The 25,842-nt window shown below is 59.3% G+C and carries 22 protein-coding genes; 12 read left to right on the top strand and 10 right to left on the bottom strand.

Annotated features, from left to right (window positions below; genetic code table 11):
• Positions 1-3 precede the first annotated feature (3 nt).
• Positions 4-1,992, bottom strand: coding sequence for a DNA primase (gene dnaG, locus GGD46_RS08045; RefSeq protein WP_184703194.1), 1,989 nt, complete (start codon positions 1,990-1,992; stop codon positions 4-6).
• Positions 1,993-2,551: 559 nt separating this feature from the next.
• Here dnaG and GGD46_RS08040 point away from each other — a divergent pair.
• Positions 2,552-2,785 (top strand): hypothetical protein, encoded by a 234-nt coding sequence (locus tag GGD46_RS08040; RefSeq protein ID WP_184703193.1) that lies wholly within the window; start codon positions 2,552-2,554, stop codon positions 2,783-2,785.
• Between the two features lie 333 nt (positions 2,786-3,118).
• Positions 3,119-4,021, top strand: coding sequence for a hypothetical protein (locus GGD46_RS08035; protein ID WP_246806228.1), 903 nt, complete (start codon positions 3,119-3,121; stop codon positions 4,019-4,021).
• On the opposite strand, the gene GGD46_RS08030 is transcribed toward GGD46_RS08035, so the two are convergent.
• Entirely contained in the window at positions 4,002-4,454 is a 453-nt protein-coding gene (locus GGD46_RS08030) for a GatB/YqeY domain-containing protein (protein ID WP_184703192.1), read from the bottom strand. The two genes, GGD46_RS08035 and GGD46_RS08030, sit on opposite strands and share 20 nt — an antisense overlap.
• Positions 4,455-4,763: 309 nt before the next feature.
• Here GGD46_RS08030 and carA point away from each other — a divergent pair, with 309 nt between their 5' ends.
• Positions 4,764-5,972 (top strand): glutamine-hydrolyzing carbamoyl-phosphate synthase small subunit, encoded by a 1,209-nt coding sequence (gene carA, locus GGD46_RS08025; RefSeq protein WP_184703244.1) that lies wholly within the window; start codon positions 4,764-4,766, stop codon positions 5,970-5,972.
• A 118-nt stretch (positions 5,973-6,090) separates the two neighbouring features.
• Here carA and GGD46_RS08020 read toward each other — a convergent pair whose 3' ends face one another.
• The 4 genes from GGD46_RS08020 to GGD46_RS08005 all read right to left on the bottom strand — a co-directional run bounded on the left by GGD46_RS08020 (position 6,091) and on the right by GGD46_RS08005 (position 10,628).
• Positions 6,091-6,663: an EVE domain-containing protein gene (locus GGD46_RS08020; protein ID WP_184703191.1), complete on the bottom strand. Its 573-nt coding sequence runs from the start codon at positions 6,661-6,663 to the stop codon at positions 6,091-6,093.
• Positions 6,664-6,756: 93 nt separating this feature from the next.
• Positions 6,757-8,154: an MATE family efflux transporter gene (locus GGD46_RS08015; protein WP_184703190.1), complete on the bottom strand. Its 1,398-nt coding sequence runs from the start codon at positions 8,152-8,154 to the stop codon at positions 6,757-6,759.
• A gap of 148 nt (positions 8,155-8,302) precedes the next feature.
• Complete coding sequence (locus GGD46_RS08010) at positions 8,303-9,559, bottom strand: TCR/Tet family MFS transporter (RefSeq protein WP_184703189.1); 1,257 nt, start codon at positions 9,557-9,559, stop codon at positions 8,303-8,305.
• Between the two features lie 157 nt (positions 9,560-9,716).
• Positions 9,717-10,628, bottom strand: a complete 912-nt coding sequence (locus GGD46_RS08005) for a LysR family transcriptional regulator (RefSeq protein WP_184703188.1) — start codon at positions 10,626-10,628, stop codon at positions 9,717-9,719.
• A gap of 108 nt (positions 10,629-10,736) precedes the next feature.
• Between GGD46_RS08005 and GGD46_RS08000 the strand changes: the two genes are divergently transcribed.
• Entirely contained in the window at positions 10,737-11,729 is a 993-nt protein-coding gene (locus GGD46_RS08000; RefSeq protein ID WP_184703187.1) for an aldo/keto reductase, read from the top strand.
• Positions 11,730-11,781: 52 nt separating this feature from the next.
• Here GGD46_RS08000 and GGD46_RS07995 read toward each other — a convergent pair whose 3' ends face one another.
• Positions 11,782-12,705 (bottom strand): neutral zinc metallopeptidase, encoded by a 924-nt coding sequence (locus tag GGD46_RS07995; protein WP_184703186.1) that lies wholly within the window; start codon positions 12,703-12,705, stop codon positions 11,782-11,784.
• 93 nt (positions 12,706-12,798) lie between these two features.
• Positions 12,799-13,290, bottom strand: a complete 492-nt coding sequence (locus GGD46_RS07990; protein WP_184703185.1) for a DUF2306 domain-containing protein — start codon at positions 13,288-13,290, stop codon at positions 12,799-12,801.
• Positions 13,291-13,355: 65 nt separating this feature from the next.
• Between GGD46_RS07990 and GGD46_RS07985 the strand changes: the two genes are divergently transcribed.
• The 6 genes from GGD46_RS07985 to GGD46_RS07960 all read left to right on the top strand — a co-directional run bounded on the left by GGD46_RS07985 (position 13,356) and on the right by GGD46_RS07960 (position 21,910).
• Complete coding sequence (locus GGD46_RS07985) at positions 13,356-14,201, top strand: LytTR family DNA-binding domain-containing protein (RefSeq protein ID WP_210325485.1); 846 nt, start codon at positions 13,356-13,358, stop codon at positions 14,199-14,201.
• A 376-nt stretch (positions 14,202-14,577) separates the two neighbouring features.
• Positions 14,578-15,150 (top strand): DUF1190 domain-containing protein, encoded by a 573-nt coding sequence (locus GGD46_RS07980; protein ID WP_184703183.1) that lies wholly within the window; start codon positions 14,578-14,580, stop codon positions 15,148-15,150.
• Between the two features lie 11 nt (positions 15,151-15,161).
• Positions 15,162-16,331, top strand: a complete 1,170-nt coding sequence (locus tag GGD46_RS07975) for a glutathionylspermidine synthase family protein (protein ID WP_184703182.1) — start codon at positions 15,162-15,164, stop codon at positions 16,329-16,331.
• 230 nt (positions 16,332-16,561) lie between these two features.
• A complete protein-coding gene (carB, locus tag GGD46_RS07970) occupies positions 16,562-20,047 on the top strand; it encodes a carbamoyl-phosphate synthase large subunit (RefSeq protein WP_184703181.1) in 3,486 nt (1,161 codons plus the stop codon).
• 300 nt (positions 20,048-20,347) lie between these two features.
• On the top strand, positions 20,348-20,824 hold the full coding sequence (greA, locus tag GGD46_RS07965) for a transcription elongation factor GreA (protein ID WP_184703180.1): 477 nt from the start codon (positions 20,348-20,350) through the stop codon (positions 20,822-20,824).
• A gap of 6 nt (positions 20,825-20,830) precedes the next feature.
• On the top strand, positions 20,831-21,910 hold the full coding sequence (locus GGD46_RS07960; protein WP_184703179.1) for a glycosyltransferase family 4 protein: 1,080 nt from the start codon (positions 20,831-20,833) through the stop codon (positions 21,908-21,910).
• Positions 21,911-21,916: 6 nt separating this feature from the next.
• Here the strand turns inward: GGD46_RS07960 and GGD46_RS07955 are convergent, their stop codons facing one another.
• Positions 21,917-22,825 (bottom strand): glycosyl transferase, encoded by a 909-nt coding sequence (locus GGD46_RS07955; RefSeq protein ID WP_184703178.1) that lies wholly within the window; start codon positions 22,823-22,825, stop codon positions 21,917-21,919.
• Positions 22,826-22,831: 6 nt separating this feature from the next.
• Positions 22,832-23,299, bottom strand: a complete 468-nt coding sequence (locus tag GGD46_RS07950; RefSeq protein WP_047632063.1) for an Lrp/AsnC family transcriptional regulator — start codon at positions 23,297-23,299, stop codon at positions 22,832-22,834.
• Positions 23,300-23,537: 238 nt separating this feature from the next.
• On the opposite strand from GGD46_RS07950, the gene trxB reads away from it, so the two are divergent.
• Together trxB and GGD46_RS07940 are read left to right on the top strand one after the other, a co-directional pair.
• Positions 23,538-24,512, top strand: a complete 975-nt coding sequence (trxB, locus tag GGD46_RS07945; RefSeq protein WP_184703177.1) for a thioredoxin-disulfide reductase — start codon at positions 23,538-23,540, stop codon at positions 24,510-24,512.
• A gap of 23 nt (positions 24,513-24,535) precedes the next feature.
• Positions 24,536-25,432 carry a LysR family transcriptional regulator VtlR gene (locus tag GGD46_RS07940; RefSeq protein ID WP_184703176.1) on the top strand — a complete coding sequence of 299 codons (897 nt, stop codon included), beginning with the start codon at positions 24,536-24,538 and terminating at the stop codon, positions 25,430-25,432.
• Positions 25,433-25,842: the final 410 nt, after the last annotated feature.

Below are 25,842 nucleotides of genomic sequence, written 5' to 3'. Positions count from 1 at the left end.
TTCCTACTTTCCTACAACGCTTTTGACACGGCCGGAAAGAACGCCAAAGCCATCGATGATCGCCTCCTGGTTTTCCAGCCGCACCGCTTCGAGCTGTACTTCCTGCAAGGCACGCATCAATTGCTCGATAAGCTCGCCGTCGCCATCTTCCGTTGCCTCGGCAATCGCGCCCTGCAATTCGATCTTGTGCCACCGAAGGGCCTTTGAGCGTTTGTGAAGTGCAAGCGCCTGACGATAGCCCTCGCGCGCGTCTTCCATCGCGGCTTGCTCGGTTGCCGTCCATAACCGGGCATTGCGAACCTGCTGCTCGAGATTCTTCAATAGCGAGCCGAAGTCTTGCTCCTCCAGCTGTTCGACCAGCCGCTCACGAGTGAGCTGCGGCCCGACCATCGCGGCGGCAATCCCGAGCACAGCCGACCAGAGGCGCTGCAACTCGCGGCTTTCGTAATCGATCGCGGCGATCTCGTCATACTCGTCCTGCAGCAACAACGGATGATTGACGATAGTCAGCGCCAAAACGCTTTCGCGCAGGCTCGGAATATCCTGATGTCCCTTGATCATCGCCGAGCGCGTCAGGCGATCGGACGCCGTCGTGCTGACCGCCGCCCGGTCGCGACCCTGCCCGCCGCGGCCGCCATAGGCGCGACCGTTGCCATCACGAGAGAAGCCGCGCGCCTGCTGATTGCCACCGCGCTGGAATTGCGGCTGGAAAAGCCCGTTCAGCCGCTCGCGCATACTCTGCTGATAATGCCGCCGAACATCCTCGTCGACGATGACGGACACGATGCGTCGAAGCCGGGCTTCGAGCTCTGCCCGCGCTTCCGGTGTCTCGAAGGTGCCGCTGGCGGCTTCCCTTGCCCAGATCAGATCGGCCAGCGGCTTTGCCTGTGCCATCACCTTGTCAAATGGCGCGCGCCCGTCATGGCGCACAAGATCGTCAGGATCCTTGCCGTCGGGAAGAAGCGCGAAACGGACAGTGCGGCCCGGCTTGATATGCGGGAGTGCCAGATCGGCGGCGCGATTGGCGGCACGAATACCTGCGCCGTCGCCATCGAAGCAGAGCACTGGTTCCGGCGTCATCTTCCAGAGAAGATCCAGCTGATTTTCCGTGAGCGCGGTGCCGAGCGGCGCAACCGCATTCTCCACTCCGGCCTGATGCAGGGCGATGACATCCATATAGCCTTCGACGGCAATGATGGTTCCCGCACCATCGGCGCCCTGAGCGGCGCGGCGCGCCCGGGTGAAATTATAGAGCACATTGCCCTTATGGAAGAGCTCGGTCTCGTTGGAATTGAGATACTTCGCCGGCGCGTCCGATGCCATGGCGCGGCCACCGAAGGCGATCACCTTTTCGCGTGATGAGAGAATAGGAAACATGATGCGATCGCGAAAGCGGTCGTAGGAGACCGGCACGTTCTCGTGCACGACAAGGCCGCAAGCCTCGATCTGTTCCTTCAACACGCCCTTGCCGGCAAGATGTTCCTTCAGCGCATTACGGCTGTCTGGCGAATAGCCCAGCCGAAAGGTCTCTATGGTGCGGCCGGTCAATCCGCGGTCACGCAGATAGGCGCGCGCCCGAGCGCCGTTGGCTGTCTGCAGCTGGTCCTGAAAGAATTGAGTCGCCATCTCCATGACATCGAGCAGCGACGTGCGTTCTTTCTCCCGCTTCGCCTCCATCGGATCGGCGACTGGCATAGGCATGCCTGCCATATCGGCAATCTGCTGCACGGCCTCCGGAAAGCTCAGCCCCTCAAGCTCGGTGAGGAACCGGAAATGATCGCCCGTCACCCCGCAGCCGAAGCAGTGATATCGCCCCTTGCGGTCCTCGCAGTGGAAGCTCGGCGATTTCTCACCGTGGAAAGGGCAGCAAGCCCAATAGTCCCCGCGCGGCACATTGGTCTTGCGCCGATCCCAGGTCACGCGACGACCGATCACGTCTGAAATCAAAACGCGGTCGCGAATCTCGTCGAGAAACGTATTGGAAAATCGCATGGCTACCTCTGGCTCACCTCATATAAACATGAATGAACGGCATTGCCACGATGACCAGACAGGCACACACTGTATTCACAGCCCATTCTGGATGAATACAACTCCCCCTTTTCGATCACAACTTTGTGAAGCCATTACCGAGATCGAACCGTACAAACCCAGGCCTCAAAGCGCATTCGCGTCCGCCAAAACCTGCATTCATCCCCATCGCAGCCACCCCGAAAGCGAGAAGCGCCGGAATGGAAAACTGCTGCATTTTTTTGAAAAAGCAAGGACTTGCACATCTTGAAGTGGGCGATAGGCGAAAAGAAACGACCAGAAAACAATCGCTGGCTGCAAGTCAAGTCGAGGGCGATTGGCGCCTGGAGCAGTGAGCCTGCGGTATGGTTTGTAAGGCAAACATTATTTTTTTGTAATTTGATTGTTGGTGTGCAGCGCAATAGCGTTCTTCTCACAGGGCGAGACAAGCCGGCGAAGAATATGCTTCGCGACGCGACATGCCGAGACGCCCTGACGAACGGGAAGCCACAAGGTACAGGCTTTCAGTTTAGGAGAGGAAATGCGCGTTCTCATCGTACCTTTGGCCGCAGCGGCTATTTTTGCAACAGCGACTTATAGCTCGGCTACAACGGCTAACGGCAACGACGACAACAACGCACTGCATGCTGGCGCTAGCTATCAGCTGCCGGCAGATATGAAGATCCCCGCACTTACGGCGGGCGTAAAGGTTCAGATGTCCGGTTTTTCGTCGCAGGCGCTGGCCTTGCCCCGGGAAATCAGGATCCTCAGATAAGTTCAGCAGATACTCAGGTGGGGCACCATCCCTACCCCCGGCGCCGCCCCACCTGAGTGCCTTTGCGATAGACGTTTGATTTTTGGGCCCCACCCTGCGTCATCAAACGCCTGCAAAGAGCAAGAAGGCAGGAGCTCCCCCAGCTCCTGCCTTCTCTAATTTGTGGCCCCGAGAACAATGAATATCCGACGAGGAAAGTCTCTCGCTTCAGGTTACCAGTATGGTAATACTGTTGATGAAATCTGCATTTTTTAGTATATTAATATATGCAATCCAGGCGATTAATATCCTCAGACATTCTTAAATTTTGCTCGGTTCATCGGAGACGGCTGCATGTCTTTATCCGCAAAGGAACTTGCTCAAGACCCTAATTTTTTCGCTGAAATTCTGAATTATACGCGGGAAATCATATTCACGTACAATCAGAATCAACAGATATGCTCGGTCTTCGCCTCCCAACAGCGTTGGCTGATGGCACTCGCCGGCTTCGGATTATACTATGGCGGCATCGACGGCGAGCAACCCGGCCTTCATGCGAATCGCTTCGCGACCTATGTGGTCGAAAACGAGATCGCCAGTCACAACACTGCACTAAGTTTCATTCAGCAGATGCTGGCCGAAGGATTCTTACGATACCTGCCCGTTGCGCCGGATCGCCGCTCGCGGCCCATGGAACCGACCGAAGAAGCCATCAAGCAGCTGGGAAAATGGCTCACCATTCATCTCTCGGTGCTGGATCGGCTGGATGACGGCAAGCGAAGCGCCTTGCTTGCCAAGCGCCCAGATCTTATCGCCGCGCTGCAGCCTGCCATCTCGGTTGATATCATCAACAGCGACGATCTGCGCCATCCGGGAGACACGTTCGACCTGTTCACATGGGTCAATTCCGGCGGGGTGATCATGGATTACCTGATCTCACGCGTCGGGCTGGTGGATACGGCAACACAAAGAGTGATTGTCGGACGAATTGCCTTCACGGACATCTGTCGTCGCTTTCTGATTTCCAGGACTCATGCGAAGCGACTGATGATCAGAGCCGCGAAAATGCAGAGCATCGGCTGGATGGGCTCTTCGGGCAGAAGCCAGCTTTGGCTTTCCTGCGACTTCATCCAGGAATATCGCAACTTTCAGGCCGAGAAATTCTCGATCATCGACAGCGCCTGGAGAAATGCCTCCGGCTCGCCGCAAATCCGCGCGCCGAAGGCAAAACCGGTTTTTACTTCAGCAGTTCCTTGAGAATGCCCGAGGCCTTGGCGAAATCCATCTGCCCGGCATAACGCTCGCGCAGAGCGGCAACGCACTTGCCCATGTCCTTCAGGCCCTGCGCGCCGAGCTCGGCGACGATGGCAACGCAGATCTCGCGCACCTTCTCTTCGGACAGCTGTTCCGGCATGAAGCCCTGGATCACCGTGATCTCTTCGCGCTCCTTCGCAGCCAGCTCCGGGCGGGCGCCGTCGACGTAGATCTTCTCGGACTCTTCGCGCTGCTTGATCATCTTGGCGAGCAGCTGCAGGATTTCGTCGTCGCTTGCCTGCTCCTTGCCGAGACCGCGATTGGCGATATCCTTGTCCTTGATGGCTGCAAGGATGAGGCGCACGGTCGAAAGCCTCGCCGTATCCTTGGCCTTCATGGCTTCCTTCTGGGCGTTGGAAAGGGTTTCGCGGATCATGTCTGTAACTCCTTGAAGCAGGTAGGCGACGATCGCCCGTCCCCTTATTTCATCTTGCCAGTCTCTTAGACCATCAGCGCCGATCAATGCAATTGCGTCGAGCGAGTCGAAACCGGGCGAATTCCCGGGCAGGAAAGCAAAAGCGTGCATTGACCGGCTCGCCTTGTTTGGTTATGTCCATCACCTGCACATTAGATCGATATGAAGATCTCAAGCCGCGACCTCGGTCGCCGGCTGTACCTTGCTACAAACATGGCGGAAGCCTACGGCCTCTTCAAGGTCGTACATGACGCCGGAAACGGGATGACTATGACCGCGACAGCCCCATGGACCACCGAAAAGCCGACTGCTCTTCTCGTTCTCGCCGATGGCACAGTCATCGAAGGCAAGGGTATCGGCGCGACCGGCAAGGTCCAGGCCGAAGTCTGCTTCAACACCGCACTGACGGGATATGAGGAGATCCTGACCGATCCATCCTATCTCGGCCAGATCGTTACCTTCACCTTCCCGCACATCGGCAATGTCGGCACGAACGAGGAAGACGTCGAGGACCTGACGCCGGCTGCACGTCACGGCGCGGTCGGCGTCATCTTCAAGGCCGACATCACCGATCCGTCGAACTACCGCGCCGCCAAGCATCTCGACCAGTGGCTGAAGGTCCGCGGCATCATCGGCCTCAGCGGCATCGACACCCGCGCCCTCACCGCCTGGATCCGTGAGAACGGCATGCCGAACGGCGTGATCGCCCACGACCCGAACGGCGTCTTCGACATCGAGCAGCTGAAGGCGGATGCCAAAGCCTGGAGCGGCCTCGAAGGCCTCGACCTCGCCAAGGTGGCCTCCTCGGGCCAGTCCTCGCAGTGGTCGCAGACGCCCTGGATCTGGAATGAAGGCTATGGCGAACTCGGCACGGCCGACGCTAAGTATCACGTCGTCTGCCTCGACTACGGCGTCAAACGCAACATTCTACGCCTGTTCGCCGGCCTCGATTGCAAGGTCACAGTTCTGCCGGCCACCGCTTCGACGGATGAAGTTCTCGGCCTGAAGCCGGACGGTATCTTCCTCTCCAACGGCCCTGGCGACCCGGCCGCAACAGGCGAATATGCCGTGCCCGTGATCAAGGACTTGCTGAAGACCGAAATTCCGTTGTTCGGCATCTGCCTCGGCCACCAGATGCTCGGCCTCGCGCTCGGCGCCAAGACCGCAAAGATGCATCAGGGCCACCACGGCGCCAACCATCCGGTCAAGGACCATACGACGGGCAAGGTCGAGATCGTTTCCATGAACCATGGCTTCGCAGTCGACTCGAACTCGCTGCCGGAAGGCGTTGAGGAGACTCACGTTTCGCTCTTCGACGGCAGCAATTGCGGCCTGCGCGTCGCCGGCAAGCCGATCTTCTCGGTCCAGCATCACCCCGAAGCCTCGCCCGGCCCGCAGGACAGCCACTATCTCTTCCGCCGCTTCATCAATCTGGTGCGCGAAAAGAAGGGCGAAGCTGCCTTGGCGGAGCGCGCCTGATCACACCGACACCTTGATGGCATAAGAAAAGCCCCGGATTGATAGCCAATCCGGGGCTTTTCTCTTTGTGCGTCAAGTTGGGAGGTCTTTTCGTCACATCGGTTGAGCTTGCTGAAACTCATGCCTGCAGGCGGCGCTGCTTGACCACTTCAAGCTCGCTCATCAGGATTTCCTCGAGAAACTCGAAATCCGACTGGCCGAACTCGACGAGGCCGAACCTCAGCTTGTAGCCCCAGTTCTTGTCCTGAGTGAAATCGAGCCAGCCCAGGAGCGGACGAAGCGGCTGTTCGGGCGCATCGAGCCAATCCACATCCTTGCGGTAAGCCTTTCCGCAGCCCATCTCGGCAAGATACGGCTCGCCCCCACGGACAAAGCCGATGGCGGTGAAGCTCTGAAAACCGTCTCTCTCGCCCATTTTGACTGATGGCGAGTAGTAGACGATGCCGTCGCCCGGCTTGATACGCTTCAATGGGGCTCGCTTGCCGTGGTTTACCTGCATGAACCCATGCTGGCGCCCAATGCGCACATGTTCCGCGCTGGCGACGGCCAGCCAGTAGGATCTTTTCTCCGGCTCAGGCCGCCGAGACGATGTGTTCGCGTGCGGAAAGAGGCGCACGGTAGCGCTCTGCCGGATGATGTCTTCCCGCGGGAAAAGCGCGGCATCGGTACGATCGCTTGCTTGGAATGTCATGGTCGTCTCCCGTCTTTGGTATGAGACAGTTATAGACGACCATGCTGCCAATTTTTGTCAGCAGTCTTGTGGCCCGACCATGAACTTTTTGCGTCAGGCTGCGACCTTCTCCGAACGCACCAGAATGTAGAATCGGGCGCAGAGCATGACTGCTGCCGAGCCCAACCCGAGAAGGAAGCCGAACCATATGCCGATGCCGCCGAAGCCGAGCGGGAACGCCAGGAGCCATGCCAGGAAGAAGCCGATCGGCCAATAGGCGATAAGAGCCATGATCATCGGCACGCGGGCGTCCTTCAGGCCGCGCAGCAGGCCGCTGGCGATCGACTGGAGCCCGTCCACCAGCTGGAACAAGCCGGCAACGACGATGAGCGGCGCCGCATAGGCCAGTACCTTCGCTGCATCAGGCGATGTCACATCCAGGAACCAGCCTCCGAGCCAGGTCGGGATCGATGCGAATAGGATGCTGCCGAACAGCGAGATGCAGCTCGAAACGACGAGCACGACGATCGCCGCTCGCGTCAGGCCGAGATGATCGCCCTGCCCGTGCGCAACGCCGACCCGCACCGTTGCGGCCTGGCTAAGCCCAAGCGGGATCATGAAGGCGATCGAGGCCCATTGCAGCGCAATGCCATGTGCGGCAAGCTCTATGGTGCCGATCTGCCCCATCAGCAGCGAGGCGGCCGTGAAAAGGCTGACTTCGGCGAGAACCGTAACGCTGATCGGGAAACCGAGGCGAACCACGTCCCACAAGGCATGCCAATCGGGCCGCCAGAAGCGGACAAAGATCTCGTAGCGGCGCGTATCTTCATGCGCCTGGACATAACCGACGATGAAGAAGAAACCTGCAGTCTGCACGGCAACGGACACGATAGCCGCGCCATGCAGCCCCATCGCCGGCAGGCCAAAGTGGCCGAGTACGAGGATGTAGGCAAGCACCGCATTCATCACGAGCATTGCAATGGTGACCTTGAGGATGATGCCGGCACGGCCGATAGCACTCACCAAGGCGCGAATGACGTTGTAGAGCAGCCCCGGCAGCAGAGCGAAATGGCCGATATCGATATAGCCGCTCGCCAGTCGAGCCACCTCGGGCTTCTGCCCGGCCGCCAAGAGGATCTGCTCGGAATAGAAGAAGGCTGGCTGCGCGAGCAGCCAATAGGCCGTCACGACCCAAAGACCCATGCGCAGGGCTCGGCGAACCGAAGCCACATCCCCCTTACCATAGGCCTGCGCCACCAGCGGCACCACGGCAATGGAGAAGCCCGAACCGAAAATGAGAATAGTGAACAAAAATTGAGCAGCAAGCACCATCGCCGCCAGCTGTTCGGCCCCGAGCCGGCCGACGATCATCACGTCGGTCGTATTGATGCCAAGCTGCGCCAACTGCGCGCCGATCAGCGGGATGCCAAGCGCAAGGGTTGCACGAATGTGCGCCGACCACGAATTATTACTGTCATACGCGTTTGGGCGCGCAGCTAACGGCATATCCATAACGAAAACTCGATCTTTAGAATCGCGCGAACCGCCCCACCCAAGGGTGCGCGAGCTAGCGGCCTTAGCGCAACTTAGGGCAAAAAGCCAGCGAGCAAGGCCTGAATGCTAAAGAATTCATCATATCATCAAAATAACTGATGAAATTCTAGGCTGCTTCTCCGGCCTGAGCCTCTGCAACCATCGCCGGCACGGTCTTGCGGACCTTCGTCAGCAGGACCACGAGCGAGACAACGATGAGAACAGCGCTCATGACGAATGGTGCGCCCGCAAAGACCACCGGCGCGGTCGGCGCCGTATAATAGCTGAACAGATAGGGAAACAGCAAAGGCCCGACGATTGCGGTGATGCTGGTCAGGCTTCCGAGCGCTCCTTGCAGCTCGCCCTGCGCCGACGGCGGAACCTTGCTGGCGGCGATGGAACGCAGCGGCGCATCCGCAACGTTTTCGATGACGGTCAGGACCACCACCGCATAGACCATCCAGCCTTGCCAGGCGAAAGCATAGCCGAGCAGACCGAGACAGGAGAAAGCGAGCCCGAGCAGCGCCGTCTTCCATTCACCGAGAACAGGCACCAACCGTGGCAAGATAAGCCCCATGACGATTGCGGCGCCGATGCCGTAAACCCCAAGCGAAAAGCCGATCTCGCCTTCACTCCAGCCATAGCGATAGGAGGTGACGAAGGCCCAAACAGCCGGATAGACACCGTGCGCCAGCCAATTCAGGAACATGACGACGCAAACCCAGCCGATACCCTGATAACGGCGAATCTGCTTCAGCGCGCCGAGCGGATTGGCCCGACGAATGTCGAATGGCCGGCGATTTCTGGCGTCGAGCGTTTCCGGCAGGAGGAAATAGGCGCCAACGAAGTTCAGGAATGCCAGAGCCGCCGCACCATAGAAAGGAACGCGCGGACCGAATTCGCCGAGAAAGCCGCCGATGACCGGCCCGAGCACGAAGCCGACGCCGAAGGCCATGCCGATCAGGCCGAAATTCTTCGCCCGGTTCTCGTCATTGCTGATGTCGGCAATATAGGCAGAACAGGTCGAGAAGCTCGCGCCGCTGATCCCGGCGAGAATGCGGCCGACGAACAGCATCCAATAGGAGCCGGCGATGGCACAGATGAAGTTGTCGATCGCGAAGGTCAGCACCGAAGCCAGCAGCAGCGGACGGCGGCCGAAGCGATCGCTCAGATTGCCGATCAGCGGCGAAAATAGAAACTGCATAGCGGCATAGGCCAGCAGCAGCCAGCCGCCCTCGGTGGCGGCTGCGCTGACGGATGCGCCGGTCAGCTCTTCCAGATATTTCGGCATGACCGGCATGATGATCGCAATGCCGATAACGTCGAGAAAGAGGATGAGGAAGACGAGGAACAGCCCACGCCGTGCGAATTTCTGATCGATCATGGAGTTGCCTTTAGGGGCTCCATCTCCATGACAGAGACAGAACGTGAACGAAAAACGAGGATGTTCCAATACATAAAGATTTTAGCCGAAACAATCCGTGAACGCTTCAATCTTATTGATTTATCGCCCGGTTTTTTTGATCTTTCAACCAGAACGTCTATCGATCGCGGCGGCGGCGTTGTTCGCGATTGAGGAAATCGACGAAGGCTCTGAGTGGTCCTGGCATGTGCCGGCGGCTGGCATAGTAGAGGAACGGGCCGGAAAATGCCGTATCCCATTCCTCAAGGATCGTCACCAGTTCGCCGCTTTCGATCTGCGGCGCCAGGAACTCTCGGAAGGTCCTGATGATGCCAAGGCCAGCAATGGCGGCGCTGCGTTCGATATCGATCGTGTTGGTAGCAACCACCATCGATGGCGCGATGAAAATCGTCTCGCCATTCCTTTCGAATTCCCACGACGCGACTGATCCGCTCAGAAAGCGATGACGAATGCAGCGATGCTCCAATATGTCGCGCGGGTGCTGCGGCGTGCCATTTGCGGCGAGATAACCAGGCGCAGCCGCCGTGATATAATATTGCCGCCGAGGCCCGATCGGCACGGCGATCATGTCCTTCTCAAGTCTTTCATCATAGCGGATACCGGCATCGTAGCCCGCCGCCACCACATCGATGAAACTGTCCTCCGCAACGATCTCAACGGAGATTGCCGGATATTCCGTGAGGAAGCGGCTGATGATGTCGGGCATGACAACCATGGCAGCGACTGTCGGCACATTCAGCCGCAAGGTCCCGCCAACGCCGTCGCGAAAGCTGTTGATGTCGTCGAGCGCCACGGCGATCTCGCTCATGGCGGGCGTCAGGCGCTCCATCAGCCGCTCCCCGGCCTCTGTCGGTGTCACGCTTCGGGTCGTGCGGTTGAGCAGGCGCACCGCCAGCCGCTCCTCCAGCCGGCGCACGGCTTCACTGAGCGATGAGGCGGAAACGCCGCGTTTGCGTGCCGCCTTGCGAAAGCTGCGCTCGCGGGCAACGGCGGTGAAGGCAACCAGATCGGCCAGCGGCAAGTCATCCATTGTGCGGAATTCCAAACAACCTGTTTCGATTCATCCGGATTATCGTACAGAGACCAAAGGAGTAAAGCTAAAGGGAAAACTGAAGCGCTTCCGCCAAGGAGAACGACGATGGAAAAGCATCAATTGGGCAAGACCGGACCACAGGTCTCCGCTCTCGGCCTCGGCTGCATGGGAATGTCGGGCATGTATGGCCCCTCCGATCGTGCCGAGAGCATCGCCACCATCCATGCCGCGCTCGATGCCGGCATCAACCTGCTTGATACCGGCGATTTCTATGGCATGGGCCATAATGAAATGCTGATCGGCGAAGCCATCGAGGGGCGAAAGCGGGACGACTTCCTGCTCAGCGTCAAGTTCGGCGCTCTCCGCGATCCCGCAGGCGCATGGCTCGGCTATGACGCACGTCCGGCGGCAATCAGGAATTTCCTCGCCTATTCCCTGCAACGTCTCGGCGTCGACCATATCGATATCTACCGCCCTGCCCGCCTCGACCCGAATGTGCCGGTCGAAGATCAGATCGGCGCGATGGCCGATCTCATCAAGGCGGGCTACATCAGGCATATCGGCCTTTCGGAGGTCGGCGCCGATACCATTCGCCGAGCCGCCGCTGTCCATCCGATCGTCGACCTACAGATCGAATATTCGCTGATCTCGCGCGGCATCGAAGACAAGATACTACCGACCTGCCGCGAGCTCGGCATCGGCGTCACCGCCTATGGTGTCCTGTCGCGCGGCCTCATCAGCGGCCATTGGCAGAAGGACAGCGCCCAGAAAGGCGACTTCCGGAGCATGAGCCCGCGTTTCCAGGCCGGAAACGTAGAAAAGAACCTGCAACTGGTGGAAGCCCTGCGAGAGATCGCCGCAGCAAAAGGCGCCAGCGTCGCACAGATCGCGATCACCTGGGTCGCTGCTCAAGGCAAGGACATCGTCCCGATCATCGGCGCCCGCCGTCGCGACCGCCTCACGGAAGCGCTGGGAGCATTGCCGGTTAAATTGTCGGAAGCGGATATGGCGGCGATCGAGCGTGCGATCCCCAAGGATGCCGCCGCCGGCGGCCGATATCCGGAGGCACAGCTGGCGCATCTCGACAGCGAGAAGTAACAAGCGAATGAGGCTGCCCGCTCGCCGGTCATCCGGGAGCGGGCGAGCAGGATCAGACCGGGTTGTTCAGCGTATCGCAATCGCTGAGTTTGCCGGAATCGAAGCCCTTCTTGAACCACTTCACGCGCTGCGCCGAGGTGCCGTGGTTGAAGCTGTCGGGGACGACATAGCCCTGGCTGCGCTTCTGCAGCGTATCGTCACCGATCTGCTGCGCGGCATTCAGCGCCTCTTCGAGATCGCCGGCCTGCAATATGCCCTTCTGCTGCGTGAACTTGCCCCATATGCCGGCGAAGCAATCGGCCTGCAGTTCGATGCGTACCGACATCTTGTTCGCATCCACCTCGCTCATGTTGCGGCGGGCCTGGTTGAACTTCGGCAGAATTCCGAGCTGATCCTGTACATGGTGGCCTACTTCATGCGCGACTACATAGGCCTGGGCGAAATCGCCCGAGGCACCGAATTGATCCTTCATCTGCTTGAAGAAGGCCATGTCAAGGTAGATCTTCTGGTCGCCCGGGCAGTAGAAGGGCCCGGTCGCGGCGGAAGCCTGTCCGCAGGCCGAAGGGAAGCCGCCGGAGAACAGCACCAGCTTCGGATCCGTATAGGTCTGCCCCATCGACTTGAAGATGCCTGTCCAGGTGTCCTCCGTATCGGCGAGGACGGTAGCGACAAACTGCTTCATCTCGTCGTTGGCCGGCTGCCCGCCCGCACTGCGGTTGGACGTGCTTTGCTGATAGCCGGAGCCGCCGCCTTCGAGCACTCCGGTCTGCTGCAGCAGGCCCATGACGTCGACGCCCATGGCCTTCAGGACGAGGAAAATGACGACGAGGACGATGATGGTACGAAAGCTCAAACCGCCGCCGCCGATCCCGCCGCCTGGAAAGCGGAAACCTCCGCCTCCCATGCCGCCGCCCATAGGCGACGAGCCGCGCTCGTCCTCGATATTGTCGGACTGCCGACGCCCCTTCCAATCCATAGCGCACCTCCTGGCGATGCCTAAAATCAAAGTCCCTTGAGGCGTTTATATATCCAGGAGGAGCTACAAAGCCAGTTGGCTATCGACAGAAGATCAGCTTAAACGGCGGCGATGCCATATTTCTTTCGACAATTGCCAGAGAAGCACGATCGCGATACCTGCGATAACAATGAGCGGTGCGATTTCATCGCCGCTGAAGGCCACTTTATTCATGATGCGCCCGGGGATGAATGTGAATAAGCCGGCGCCGACGATCCCGCCGAAGTAGAGGCCCCTGACGATGCGCTTATGAGCCTCAATATTACCCTTGCGGGCATTAACGATGGCCCCCCAGCAACCGAAGAGAACATATGCGGACAGCAGATGGATAGGGCTGAAACCGTAGAACATGTTGATCTGGTGAATGAAGAAACTCGACAGCGCCGTGATTACCGTGAGGCACAGCCAGATTTTGCCGAGCAGGCGATGCCTTGGCGTACCCTTGGGCCGTAGGAGAAGATAGGCGCCGAGCAAGGCGGCCGGAACGACTGCCGCAACATGAATCTGGATTGCGATGGAAGCATGAAGAAGCGGCTCGAAAGTCATGATTGGGATCCGGTTGAGTTTGTCGAGCCTTTCCGCGATATTGTCCGTCTCTCAATTGAAATTGCATGGAAAAACGGGAAAAATTCGTGGATCACACCTTTCTGCAATCCACGCTTCGCGAATTGCGGGCCGTCTGGCGCTCGCCGCGGCTCTGGGGAACCTTCATAACGGTCGTCCTGATCTTCGCTGTAACTGGCCCCTACGGGACTTTCGCTCGGCTGATGCCCGGCGCGCGCTTCGGCTATTGGCTCGTCCTTCATGCCATGGCCTGGTCGATCGCCATCGTCCTCTCCATCGCCGCCGAAGTCCTCCTGCGCAAATGGATGTCGAACATGCTCGCACGGATGATGACCGGGGCAGTCATCTCCGCGCTGCCGATCGGCTTCGGCATCTCCCTCGTCGACTTGGCATTCTTCGGCGACGTCCCAACTGTCGCGGCCGGTCTGCGTCAGTCGCTGACGTCGATACCCCTTTGCCTGCTCTTCTGCTTTCTGACCTATATGACGATGCACCGGGAGATCGCGATAGCGGCCGAAGCACCGCATCACGAAATGCCCGTGCCTGCCCCTCTAGCGACATCCGAGATGAAGACGACTCCCGCGCAAGCGCCGATCCTGTCGCGGCTGAAGCCGGAAAATCGGGGACAGCTCATAAGGCTCGCTGTGCGGGACCATTATACTGAAGTCGTCACCACCCGCGGCCGCGAGCTCATTCTGCTCCGCTTCGGCGACGCCCTGATGGAAATCGGCGACACCGAAGGCCTGCGCCTTCACCGATCCCACTGGATAGCCACGGGCCATGTCGCAGGGTTGAAACGCGACAACGGCAAGCTTCTCGTCATAACGCACGACGGCGTGGAAATGCCCGTGAGCCGTCCCTACGCCGAAGCCGTCCGTCGCCGTTTTGGCTAGCAGACCGAAGGCTTGGCAATAGCGCCCCGATCCACGGGCTGCTCCCGATAATTCAGGCCTCAGGAGAGCGAGGGTTCGCTCAATTTCAGCCGCACCGTGTCACGGCAACTTGGAAGAATCGGAAAGAGATTCTTTACGATCACAACCATTGGTCTAAAAATATTTCCGCCGAACGCACGCTTACGTTCTTTAAATGCGCCCGATCTACACTTAACTCTGATTTCGAGCCCATATTCTTTACGTTGCACCCTTACATATGCGGACAACCGTGGCGCCGCTTTTGCGCGGCTTGCGGTTGATCGACCTATGCCGGCGGTCCTCAGGAATATCCGGGCGCGTGAACGCGCATTGCGCAGGGGGTTTTATGAAGCGATCGATGAGTGTGTCTCTGCTGCTCATGGGAACAGCGGCATTGACGGGCTGTGGCGAGAAGGAAGACACGGTTCAGATATACAAGGACGTCAATGCATGTATCGCGGGCGAAGTCTTTTCTGCTGACGAATGCCGATCCGACTTTGCCGCTGCCGAGACGGAGCGCTTGCAAAGCGCGCCGGCCTACGAAACGGCTGCAAACTGCGAAAAGGATTATGGCATTTACAATTGCCAGCCCACGACCGGCCTGCATCGTTCCGGCGTGGGACATTTCATTCCCATCCTGGCCGGCTATCTTGTCGGCAGTGCCGCCAGATCCTTCGACACCAAGGCGCTTTACCAACCGCGCGGCAGCAGCGACTTTCGCACGGCAACCGGGCGGAGCCTTGCGAACGGCATGGTGCTTGGGAAAGCGGCCAATGTGGAAAGAAAGGACGACAACAGGCAAGCATCTTCATCTTCCGGTGGCGGTGGCGGTGGCAGCGTTTGGGGAAGATCCTCCGACCGTGCCGGGCGTTCGAGCGGCACAGTAGAACGTGGCGGCTGGGGTTTTCGCGGCTTCCATCTTTCGGGCTAACGTGTGAGAGCATGAAACGTATTGTCGTGAACGAACGGCCGGATTGGAAAGCTCAGGCGGAGGCTTGTGGCTTCACCATCCATTCCATGTACGGCCAACGTTATTGGGATGAACGGCATGCCTATGCCTTCTCCCTCGAAGAAATCGAGACGAAGCTCGAGGAGCCCTCAGCCAGGCTGCTGGAAATGTGCTACGCGGCAGCCGAAAGGATCGCTTGCAATGGCGAACTGATGCGTCGCATGGCCATTCCGCCAGCCTATCACGATGCGATATTGCGATCCTGGCGCAATCGGGAACATGATCTCTACGGTCGTTTCGACCTCTCCTATGACGGAAGCGGTCCGGCAAAGCTTCTCGAATTCAATGCCGATACCCCGACCAGCCTGTTTGAAAGCGCGGTTTTCCAATGGCAGTGGTTGGAAGACATGAAGCAACGCGGCGAACTTCCATCTTCGGCAGACCAGTTCAACTCGCTGCATGAGCGCCTGATCAATGCGATCCGTGTTCTTGCCGCGCCTTCGGGTCGCATGCATTTCGCCGGCATGCTGGAATCGGAAGAGGACCTCGTAACCCTGAACTACCTCGCCGATTGCGCCGTACAAGCCGGGTGCGAGGCAAAACTCATCGCCATGCCCGATATCGGCATTGATGATACGCATTGGCTCATCGATCTTGAGGACGAACGAATCGACCGCCTGTTCAAGCTCTATCCGCTCGAAGATATGGTTCGCGAGCCTTTTGGCCGCCATCTGCCGCTCACCCCGACCCGCGTCATCGAGCCTCTGTGGAAGCTGACCTTATCGAACAAGGGATTGCTGCCGGTGCTTTGGGACATGTTCCCCGGCCACGAAAATCTGCTGCCAGCCTACTTCGAAGACGATCCGCGTATCGGCGGCCTCGGCGATCGCTACGTTCGCAAGCCCTTGTTGTCCCGCGAGGGCGCGAATGTGACGCTCGTCAACCACGAAGCCGGCAGCGGCATATATCAGGCTGAAGGCCCCTATGGCGAAGAGGGATATATAAGGCAGGCAATGCACTTGCTTCCCCGCTTCGGCAACGATTGGACCGTGATCGGCTCCTGGGTCGTGGCCGGGCAGCCTGCCGGTATCGGCATTCGCGAAGACGACACCCCGATCACGCGGGATACCTCGCGCTTCGTCCCTCATTATATAGAGAGTTAGCCGATCAGGGGGAGCCTGATGCAGGCGTCGCGGAGCCTGTACGGCTCCTCATTTTGCGATGGCGTGATGATCTCGGCAGAATTCATGTCGATTCCGCCATTTATGGGGTTCCGTTTGCAAATACATTTGCCTATAAGCCGCTTCTAGCCTGAAAATATTGCCCATGCGCCCCGACCGGTGACCTCCCACCCTGGCCGGCTTTTTGCGCAACAAAAAATGGATGTGAGCCCATGCCGAAGCGCCAAGATATCAAATCGATCCTCATTATCGGCGCAGGACCGATTGTTATCGGCCAGGCTTGCGAATTCGACTATTCCGGCACCCAGGCCTGTAAGGCACTCCGAGAGGAAGGCTACCGCGTCATCCTCGTCAACTCCAACCCGGCAACGATCATGACCGACCCGGGTCTCGCGGATGCGACCTATGTCGAGCCGATCACGCCTGAGGTCGTCGCCAAGATCATCGCCAAGGAGCGCCCGGACGCGCTTTTGCCGACCATGGGCGGCCAGACGGCACTGAACACGGCCCTGTCGCTGAAGCGCATGGGAGTGCTCGATCGCTATAATGTCGAGATGATCGGCGCCAAGCCCGCCGCCATCGACATGGCCGAAGACCGCGCCCTCTTCCGCGAAGCCATGGCCCGCATCGGCCTGGAGACGCCGCGCTCCATGCTGGCAAATGCCACGGACATCAAGGATGCCGACCGCAAGACCCACGAGGCCGAGCGCAGCAAGCTGAAGTCGCAGCTTACCGGCGCCGAACTCGACAAGGCACTCGATGCGCTTGAAAACCAGTGGAATCTTGGCGAGAGCGACCGCAAGCAGCGCTATATGAGCCATGCGATAGCCGTTGCCGCGCAGGCACTCGACCATGTCGGCCTGCCCGCAATCATCCGTCCGTCCTTCACGCTCGGCGGCACCGGCGGCGGCATCGCCTACAACCGTTCTGAGTTCTTCGAAATCGTCGGCGGCGGCCTCGATGCCTCCCCGACCACCGAAGTGCTGATCGAAGAATCGGTGCTCGGCTGGAAGGAGTTCGAGATGGAAGTGGTCCGCGACACGGCGGACAACTGCATCATCATCTGCTCGATCGAGAACATCGATCCGATGGGCGTCCACACCGGCGACTCCATTACCGTTGCTCCCGCACTGACGCTGACAGACAAAGAATACCAGATCATGCGTAACGCCTCGATCGCGGTCCTGCGCGAGATCGGCGTCGAAACCGGCGGTTCGAACGTGCAGTTCGCAGTCAATCCGAAGGACGGCCGTCTCGTCGTCATCGAGATGAACCCGCGTGTCTCGCGCTCTTCCGCCCTCGCCTCGAAGGCCACTGGCTTCCCGATCGCCAAGATCGCCGCAAAGCTCGCTGTCGGCTACACACTGGACGAGTTGGAAAACGACATCACCGGCGGTGCGACCCCGGCATCTTTCGAGCCGTCGATCGACTATGTCGTCACCAAGATCCCGCGTTTCGCCTTCGAAAAGTTCCCAGGTGCGTCCCCGGTACTGACCACCGCCATGAAATCGGTCGGTGAAGTCATGGCCATCGGCCGTACATTTGCCGAATCGCTGCAGAAGGCATTGCGCGGCCTCGAAACCGGCCTGACGGGTCTGGACGAGATCGAAATTCCCGGCACAGAAGAGGGCGAAGGCAACCGCAACGCCATCCGCGCCGCCATCGGCACCCCGACGCCGGACCGCCTGCGCATGGTCGCCCAAGCGCTGCGCCTTGGCCTGACGCCGGAAGAAGTGCACGAAGGCTGCAAGATCGACCCTTGGTTCCTGGAGCAGCTCAAGAATATCGTCGATATGGAAGCCCGTATCCGCGAGCACGGCCTGCCGCAGGATGCGGCCAACCTGCGTATGTTGAAGGCTATGGGCTTCTCCGACGCACGCCTTGCGACGCTGACGGGCAAGCGCCCGAAGGAAGTGGCCGAACTCCGCAACGGGCTCAATGTCCGTCCGGTCTTCAAGCGCATCGACACTTGCGCGGCCGAATTCGCCTCGCCGACCGCCTACATGTACTCGACCTACGAGACGCCCTTCGTCGGCGCCACCCGTTCGGAAGCTCAGGTCTCCGACCGCAAGAAGGTTGTCATTCTCGGCGGCGGTCCGAACCGTATCGGCCAGGGCATCGAGTTCGACTATTGCTGCTGCCACGCCGCCTTCGCACTGAAGGATGCCGGCTATGAAGCAATCATGATCAACTGCAACCCGGAAACGGTTTCGACCGACTACGACACGTCGGATCGCCTCTATTTCGAGCCGCTGACCGCGGAAGACGTCATCGAAATCCTGCGCGCAGAGCAGGAGAAGGGCGAAGTGGTCGGCGTCATCGTCCAGTTCGGCGGCCAGACACCACTGAAGCTCGCCGAAGCGCTCGAAAAGAACGGCATTCCGATCCTCGGCACTGCACCCGACGCGATCGATCTTGCAGAAGACCGCGACCGCTTCCAGAAGCTGCTGATGAAGCTCGATCTCAACCAGCCGAACAATGGCATCGCCTATTCGGTCGAGCAGGCGCGTCTTGTCGCCTCCGAAATCGGCTTCCCGCTGGTTGTTCGCCCGTCCTACGTTCTCGGCGGCCGCGCCATGCAGATCCTCCATTCGGAAGGCCAGCTGCAGACCTATCTGCTCGACACCGTTCCCGAACTGGTGCCTGAGGACATCAAGCAGCGCTATCCAAACGACAAGACCGGCCAGATCAACACCCTTCTCGGCAAGAACCCCCTGCTCTTCGACAGCTATCTCACCAACGCCATCGAAGTCGACGTCGACTGCCTCTCCGATGGCACTGATGTCTACATTGCCGGCATCATGGAGCATATCGAAGAGGCTGGCATCCATTCCGGCGACTCCGCCTGCTCGCTACCGCCGCGCACCCTCTCCCCGGAGATGATCGATGAACTGGAGCGCCAGGCCAAGGCCATGGCCAAGGCTCTGAACGTCGGCGGCCTGATGAACGTCCAGTTCGCTATCAAGGACGGCACGGTCTACGTGCTCGAAGTCAACCCGCGCGCCTCGCGTACCGTGCCTTTCGTCGCCAAGACCATTGGCGCCCCGATCGCAAAGATCGCGGCCCGGGTCATGGCTGGCGAAAAGCTGGATGCGACCTTTGCCGCCTATGGCGAAAAGCCCGATCCGCGCAAGCTGAAGCATATTGCCGTCAAGGAAGCCGTGTTCCCCTTCGCTCGCTTCCCGGGCGTCGACACTCTGCTCGGACCGGAAATGCGCTCGACCGGCGAAGTCATCGGCCTCGACACCGACTTCGCGCTGGCCTTCGCCAAGTCGCAGCTCGGCGCGGGCGTCGAACTGCCGCGTGACGGAACGGTATTCGTGTCGGTTCGCGACGACGACAAGCCGCGCGTGCTGCCGGCCATCCGCATGTTGGCGGAACTGGGCTTCAAGGTGCTCGCGACCGGCGGAACCCAGCGCTATCTGGCCGAAAACGGCATCGAAGCCACGAAGATCAACAAGGTGCTTGAAGGTCGCCCCCATATCGAGGACGCCATCCGCAACCGGCAGGTCCAGCTGGTGATCAATACCACCGATAGCAACAAGGCGATCTCCGATTCGAAATCGCTGCGCCGGGCGACGCTGATGCAGAAGGTGCCCTACTACACCACCATGGCTGGTGCCGAAGCGGCCGCCATGGCGATCAAGGCGCTGAAGGCCGGAAACCTCGAAGTTCAGCCGCTGCAGAGCTACTTCTGACACGCAAGAATTGTCGTGGCGGATGTGAACGGCAATAGCCGGCTTACATCCGCCGCGGCATCATAGGATCCATGCGACAATTTTTGATGCTTGCCGCCTCGGCGATTGCAGGGGATTGATCTGCAATGTGTGCGAGCGGGGAGCGGCATTCCTTCAAGCATCGAATCTTCTGGAAATCGGCTGTCGCAATCTGCTATAGATGACAAAATGATGGCTCTACTGGTTCCGAAGTACCGCTTCGGAACCTGTTTTCTTTTGTGTGTGCGAAAGAGCAGCGCAGGGACTGAAGGATTAAGGAAAATGGTTGAAAAGGTACCGATGACGCAGAGCGGGTTCGTCAAGCTGCAGGAAGAACTGCGCTGGCGTCAGCAGGAAGAGCGCCCGCGAATCATCGAGGCAATTGCGGAAGCACGCGCCCATGGCGATCTCTCCGAAAATGCCGAGTACCACGCTGCCAAGGAAGCCCAGAGCCATAACGAAGGTCGCGTCAGCGAGCTCGAAGACCTGACGGCGCGCGCGGAAGTCATCGACCTCACCAAAATGTCCGGCTCGAAGATCAAGTTCGGCGCCAAGGTAAAGCTCGTCGACGAGGATACCGAGGAAGAGAAGATCTACCAGATCGTCGGTGATCAGGAAGCCGACGTGAAGGCCGGCCGCATCTCCATCTCCTCGCCGATCGCCCGCGCCCTGATCGGCAAGGAAGTCGGCGATTCCATCGAGGTCAATGCGCCAGGCGGCGCCAAGGCATACGAAATCCTCTCCGTCACCTGGGGCTGATTGCCGGTGCGCGATCGTGATTCAGAGCATGCCTCCGATCTCCGCGAGATCGAGATCATCGCAACGAATTTCAAACGCCGGTTGTCCGGCGTTACCTCGACGATCGTACAGCTCATCCCGAAACAGATCGAGCTTGGCTATCATGTCGCCACGCTCGGTCCCGGCCTGCCGGAAGACCTGCCTAAGCTCGGCTGGCTGAGGCTTCCCGGCCTTTGGAGAAGGCCGCGCCGGCATCGCCACCGGATCTGGCACGCCCGCCGCAACAACGAGATGCTGGTGGGCCTGCTGCTTCGCTCCGTTCTGCGCATGCCTTTGAAGCTCGTTTTCACCTCCGCCGCACAGCGCCGCCACAGCAATTATACCCGCTGGCTCATCCGCCGCATGGATGCGATCATCGCCACCAGCACGCGTTCCGGCAGCTTTCTGCAGGTTCCGCACACCGTCATCCAGCACGGCGTCGATCTCAATCGCTTTCATCCGCCCGAAACTCCTGACGATCGCATGGCCGCCACCGGGCTGCCCGGCATCTACCTGATCGGCTGTTTCGGCCGTGTCCGGCATCAGAAGGGCACCGATCTCTTCGTCAAGGCGATGATAGAGCTGCTGCCGCGCTATCCCGATTGGACGGCAATCGTCTGCGGTCGGGTCACCGCCGAACATCGCGGCTTTGGCGATGAGTTGGAAAAGATGGTCGCCAGCGCCGGTCTCTCGGATCGCATTCGCTTCATGGGCGAAGTCGACGACATCAAGCCCTGGTATCGTCGTGCCACGCTTTACGTCGCCCCCTCTCGGAACGAGGGTTTTGGCCTGACGCCATTGGAGGCCATGGCGTCGCGCACCGCGGTCGTCGCCTCGGATGCCGGAGCCTATGCGGAGATGATCGTTCCGGGTGAAACCGGCGCCGTCGTGCCAGCAGGCGACGGCGAAGCCCTGACCAAGGCCATCGCCTTCTATCTGGCCAATCCGGAAGAGACGCTTCGCCAGGGTGACAATGCCGTACGCCATGTGCGCAGCGAGTTCGCTCTGGAAAAAGAGGCCACCGCCATCGGCGACATCTATCGACAGGTACTTGCTACCAATCGCTGAGGCACATCACGCCTTCGGCTTTACCGCAAACCTGTCGTCATAACCGAAATCATACTTCAGCAGTGCCGAAACCGGAGAGTAGTTGACAAGCGAAACCCCGCGCTCCGCTGCCATCTTGCGCGCGAATACGAGATGCTTGACGATGCGCCCCTCGGCCTGGGCAATGCCGGAAAACGCAGTATCACCAGCGGTTTCGTAAAAGCGAGGTTCGCGGGCGTTGGAAATGTCGATCCCGAGAAAGCCGATCGTGCGCTGCGCGCAATGCAGAGCAAACTGCGAGGCCGATACCGCCACCGACCCGCCGACGAAAACGCCGTGATCCGGTAAGAGCGAGAAGCCGGCCGAGCCGGCCGCGTCCAGGCGCACATATTGAAGCTTCCGGAGATCGTCGAGGGAGCGGCGCCGCGCGCCATAGGGCTTGCGGATGTCATCGATCAGGATGATCGTCTTGTCCTTGAGCCAGCTTCTGTCGACCTCGCAAAGGGCGCGTAGCACGGCTACGGAAAACAGACAGAGCGAACCGGGAGCAATCTTCGCACGCATCGTGTCGATGTGCCGCCAGACGAAACGCTCATCCTCGATTGCGACCGCCAGCGGCTCGCCGATCTGCTCCCCGGCGAGCCTTATCGCGCCGTTCAGAAGAATGGCGCTGCATGCCTCCATGCGGCTCAGGTCGCAATGACGAATGGATGGTCCCGAGCCGACGATATAGATTGCCTCGCCGGACCGCTCGCACAGCCGGTCCATCCCGGCAAGATTTGCGACCTTGGCGCCACGGTAGAGCACCTCGCCGCCGTTTGCGTTGCGATTGATGTTGAGCCCGGGAAACCAGTCCTGCACATGCGCCAATGAGCTGCCCAGGAAAACACGCACGCCAGACTTGATCAGCGATCGATGCCAGGGCCTACGTGTCATATCTACCTAGAGCTCTACCAAACCAAGCTTCTTGACCTGTCGAATGGTCAACATCGTACGCACCGTATCGACATGTTCGTTCGCGGTCAAAACCTCGATGACGAAATCCTGGAAGCGGGTGAGATTTTCGGCCACGCAATGCAGCAGGAAATCGCTGTCGCCGGAGACCATCCATGCCTGCCGGACCAGCGGCCATGCCGCCGTCGCACCGGCGAAAGCCTTAAGATTGGCCTCGGACTGATGCTTGAGACCGACCATGCAGAAGGCGACGAGATCGAAACCCAGCTTCGGGCTGTTCAACATCGCGTGATAGCCTTCGATGACGCCGGCTTCTTCAAGCTTGCGCACCCGACGCAGGCATGGCGGCGCGGAGATGCCCACCCGGTCCGCGAGTTCGACGTTGGTCATCCGTCCGTCCCGCTGGAGTTCCCGCAGAATCTTGATATCGATGGCATCGAGTTCAGCGCGAAGCACTTGCATTGCCTTTCTTTAATTCCCCCTCGCCAGCTTCTATATAAGGCACGAAAATTCGCAAGAAAGTTTCTCGGGGGTGACCGATTCTTACACAAAGCAGATTTGCTCTGTGTGTAATGCAAGGCTGCCCTTGAATAAATGCATAAGGCAATCATAAATGGAGCCGCGGATCGCGAAATCGCCTGCTTTACCCGCTTGAAGCCGCGTTTGCGAACTCGCTGAATTGAAAGGACTGACCATGCCCGCCCGCCACACCAAAGTGCTCATCATCGGCTCCGGCCCAGCCGGCTATACTGCCGCTGTTTACGCCGCCCGTGCGATGCTGCAGCCGGTACTGATCGCTGGACTGGAACAGGGCGGCCAGCTGATGATCACGACGGATGTCGAAAACTATCCGGGCTTTGCCGATCCCATCCAGGGACCATGGCTGATGGAGCAGATGCTTCAGCAGGCACAGCATGTCGGCGCCGAGATCGTCAACGACCTCGTGACCGAAGTCGACACCAGCAAGCGTCCTTTCGTCGCCCATACCGATAGCGGCCAGATCTGGACCGCCGATACCCTCATCATTGCTACCGGCGCAAAGGCGAAGTGGCTGGGTATCGAGAGCGAGCAGCATTTTCAGGGCTTCGGCGTTTCCGCCTGCGCCACCTGCGACGGTTTCTTCTATCGCAACAAAGACGTGATCGTGGTCGGCGGCGGCAACAGCGCCGTCGAAGAAGCGCTCTATCTCTCCAATATCGCCAAGTCGGTAACGCTCGTGCATCGCCGCGATACCTTCCGCTCGGAGAAGATTCTGCAGGAGCGCCTGTTCGCCAAGGCAAACGTCAACATCCTCTGGAACACCGAAGTTGCCGAGATTACCGGTACTCCGGCCAAGCCGCCGATGCCGCCGTCGGTTACAGGTGCCCGCCTGCGCGATACGCGCACGGGCGCCATCACCGAAATGCCGATCGACGGCGTCTTCGTCGCCATCGGCCACGCACCGGCGACCGAACTCTTCAAGGGCAAGCTGAAGCTCAAGGATAATGGCTATCTCTGGACCGCTGCCGATTCGACCGCGACCAGCGTCGATGGCATCTATGCCGCCGGCGATGTGACCGACGACACGTTCCGACAGGCGATCACGGCAGCGGGGATGGGCTGCATGGCGGCGCTTGAAGCGGAACGCTATTTGACCGGGCACATGCCCGTCGCCGTGGCTGCGGAGTGATGCAGCCGATGAGGGGAAACGGCATGCCATTGGATTGGGACAAGCTGCGTATCTTTCACGCGGCCGCCGAAGCGGGTTCGTTCACGCATGCGGCCGACAAATTGCATTTGTCCCAATCCGCCATCAGCCGACAGGTCAGCGCACTTGAGCAGGACGTCGGCATAAAGCTTTTCCATCGCCATGCGCGCGGCCTCATCCTGACCGAACAGGGTGAACTGCTGTATCGCACGGCTCACGACGTTCTGCTGAAGCTCGAAACGGTCAAGATGCAATTGACCGAAACGACCGACAAGCCGAGCGGCAAGCTGCGCGTCACGACGACGGTCGGTCTCGGCCAGGGCTGGCTGACGGACAAGATCCAGGAATTCCTGCAGCTCTATCCAGATATGCAGATTCAGCTGATCCTCGACAACGAGGAGCTGGACGTGAACATGCGCCATGCGGACTGCGCCATTCGTCTACGCCAGCCGCAGCAGTCCGACCTGATCCAGCGCAAGCTCTTCACCGTTCATATGCACGTCTACGCAGCCCCCTCCTACATCAACCGCCATGGCGAGCCGCAATCGGTGGAAGATCTGGACGAGCATCACATCATCAGCTTCGGCGAACCGGCCCCTAATTACCTGCTCGACGTCAATTGGCTCGAGATCGCCGGCCGGTCGTCGGACAACAAGCGCATACCGCATCTGCAGATCAACAGTCAGACCTCGATCAAGCGCGCCTGCCTGCTCGGCATCGGCATCGCAGTCCTGCCCGACTACATCGTCGGCCGCGACCCAGGCCTCATTCAGCTCGCGATCAATGCAGACGTGCCGTCCTTCGACACGTATTTCTGCTACCCGGACGAGATGAAAAATGCGGCTAAACTCAAGGTTTTCCGAGATTTTATCGTGGCCAAAGCTCGAAACTGGAATTTCTAGCGAAGGTAAGCCACTGATAACGAACTCTTTTTTGTGACCGGCATATCAGCCACGCATATGACGCATGGCTGATATGCACAAAATAGAGTTGAAGCCTGCCCATATAACTACCATATCGCACATAGCTGATGCACACGGTGGCTTTTCCTCCCAGTTCCACCGCATTGGCTGTTCCCCTCTGGAGGTTTTTGACCTTCATACCTATAGGGCCCTGGTTTACTCCGGCGGCCCTTTTTTTTGCCTTTTTGAATCTGGCGCGGCAAATGCATAACTGCCATGCACAAAAAAGCATTGCGCACTGCACAAATTAGCATCATAACGCACACAGCTGATGCACATGGTGGCTTTTCCTCCCAGTTCCACCGCATTGGCTGTTCCCCTCTGGAGGTTTTAACCTTCACACCTATAAG

The organism is Martinezella lusitana (genome assembly GCF_014207095.1).
Taxonomy (GTDB): Bacteria; Pseudomonadota; Alphaproteobacteria; order Rhizobiales; family Rhizobiaceae; genus Rhizobium; species Rhizobium lusitanum_B.
This window is presented reverse-complemented; position numbering and strand designations above follow the sequence as displayed.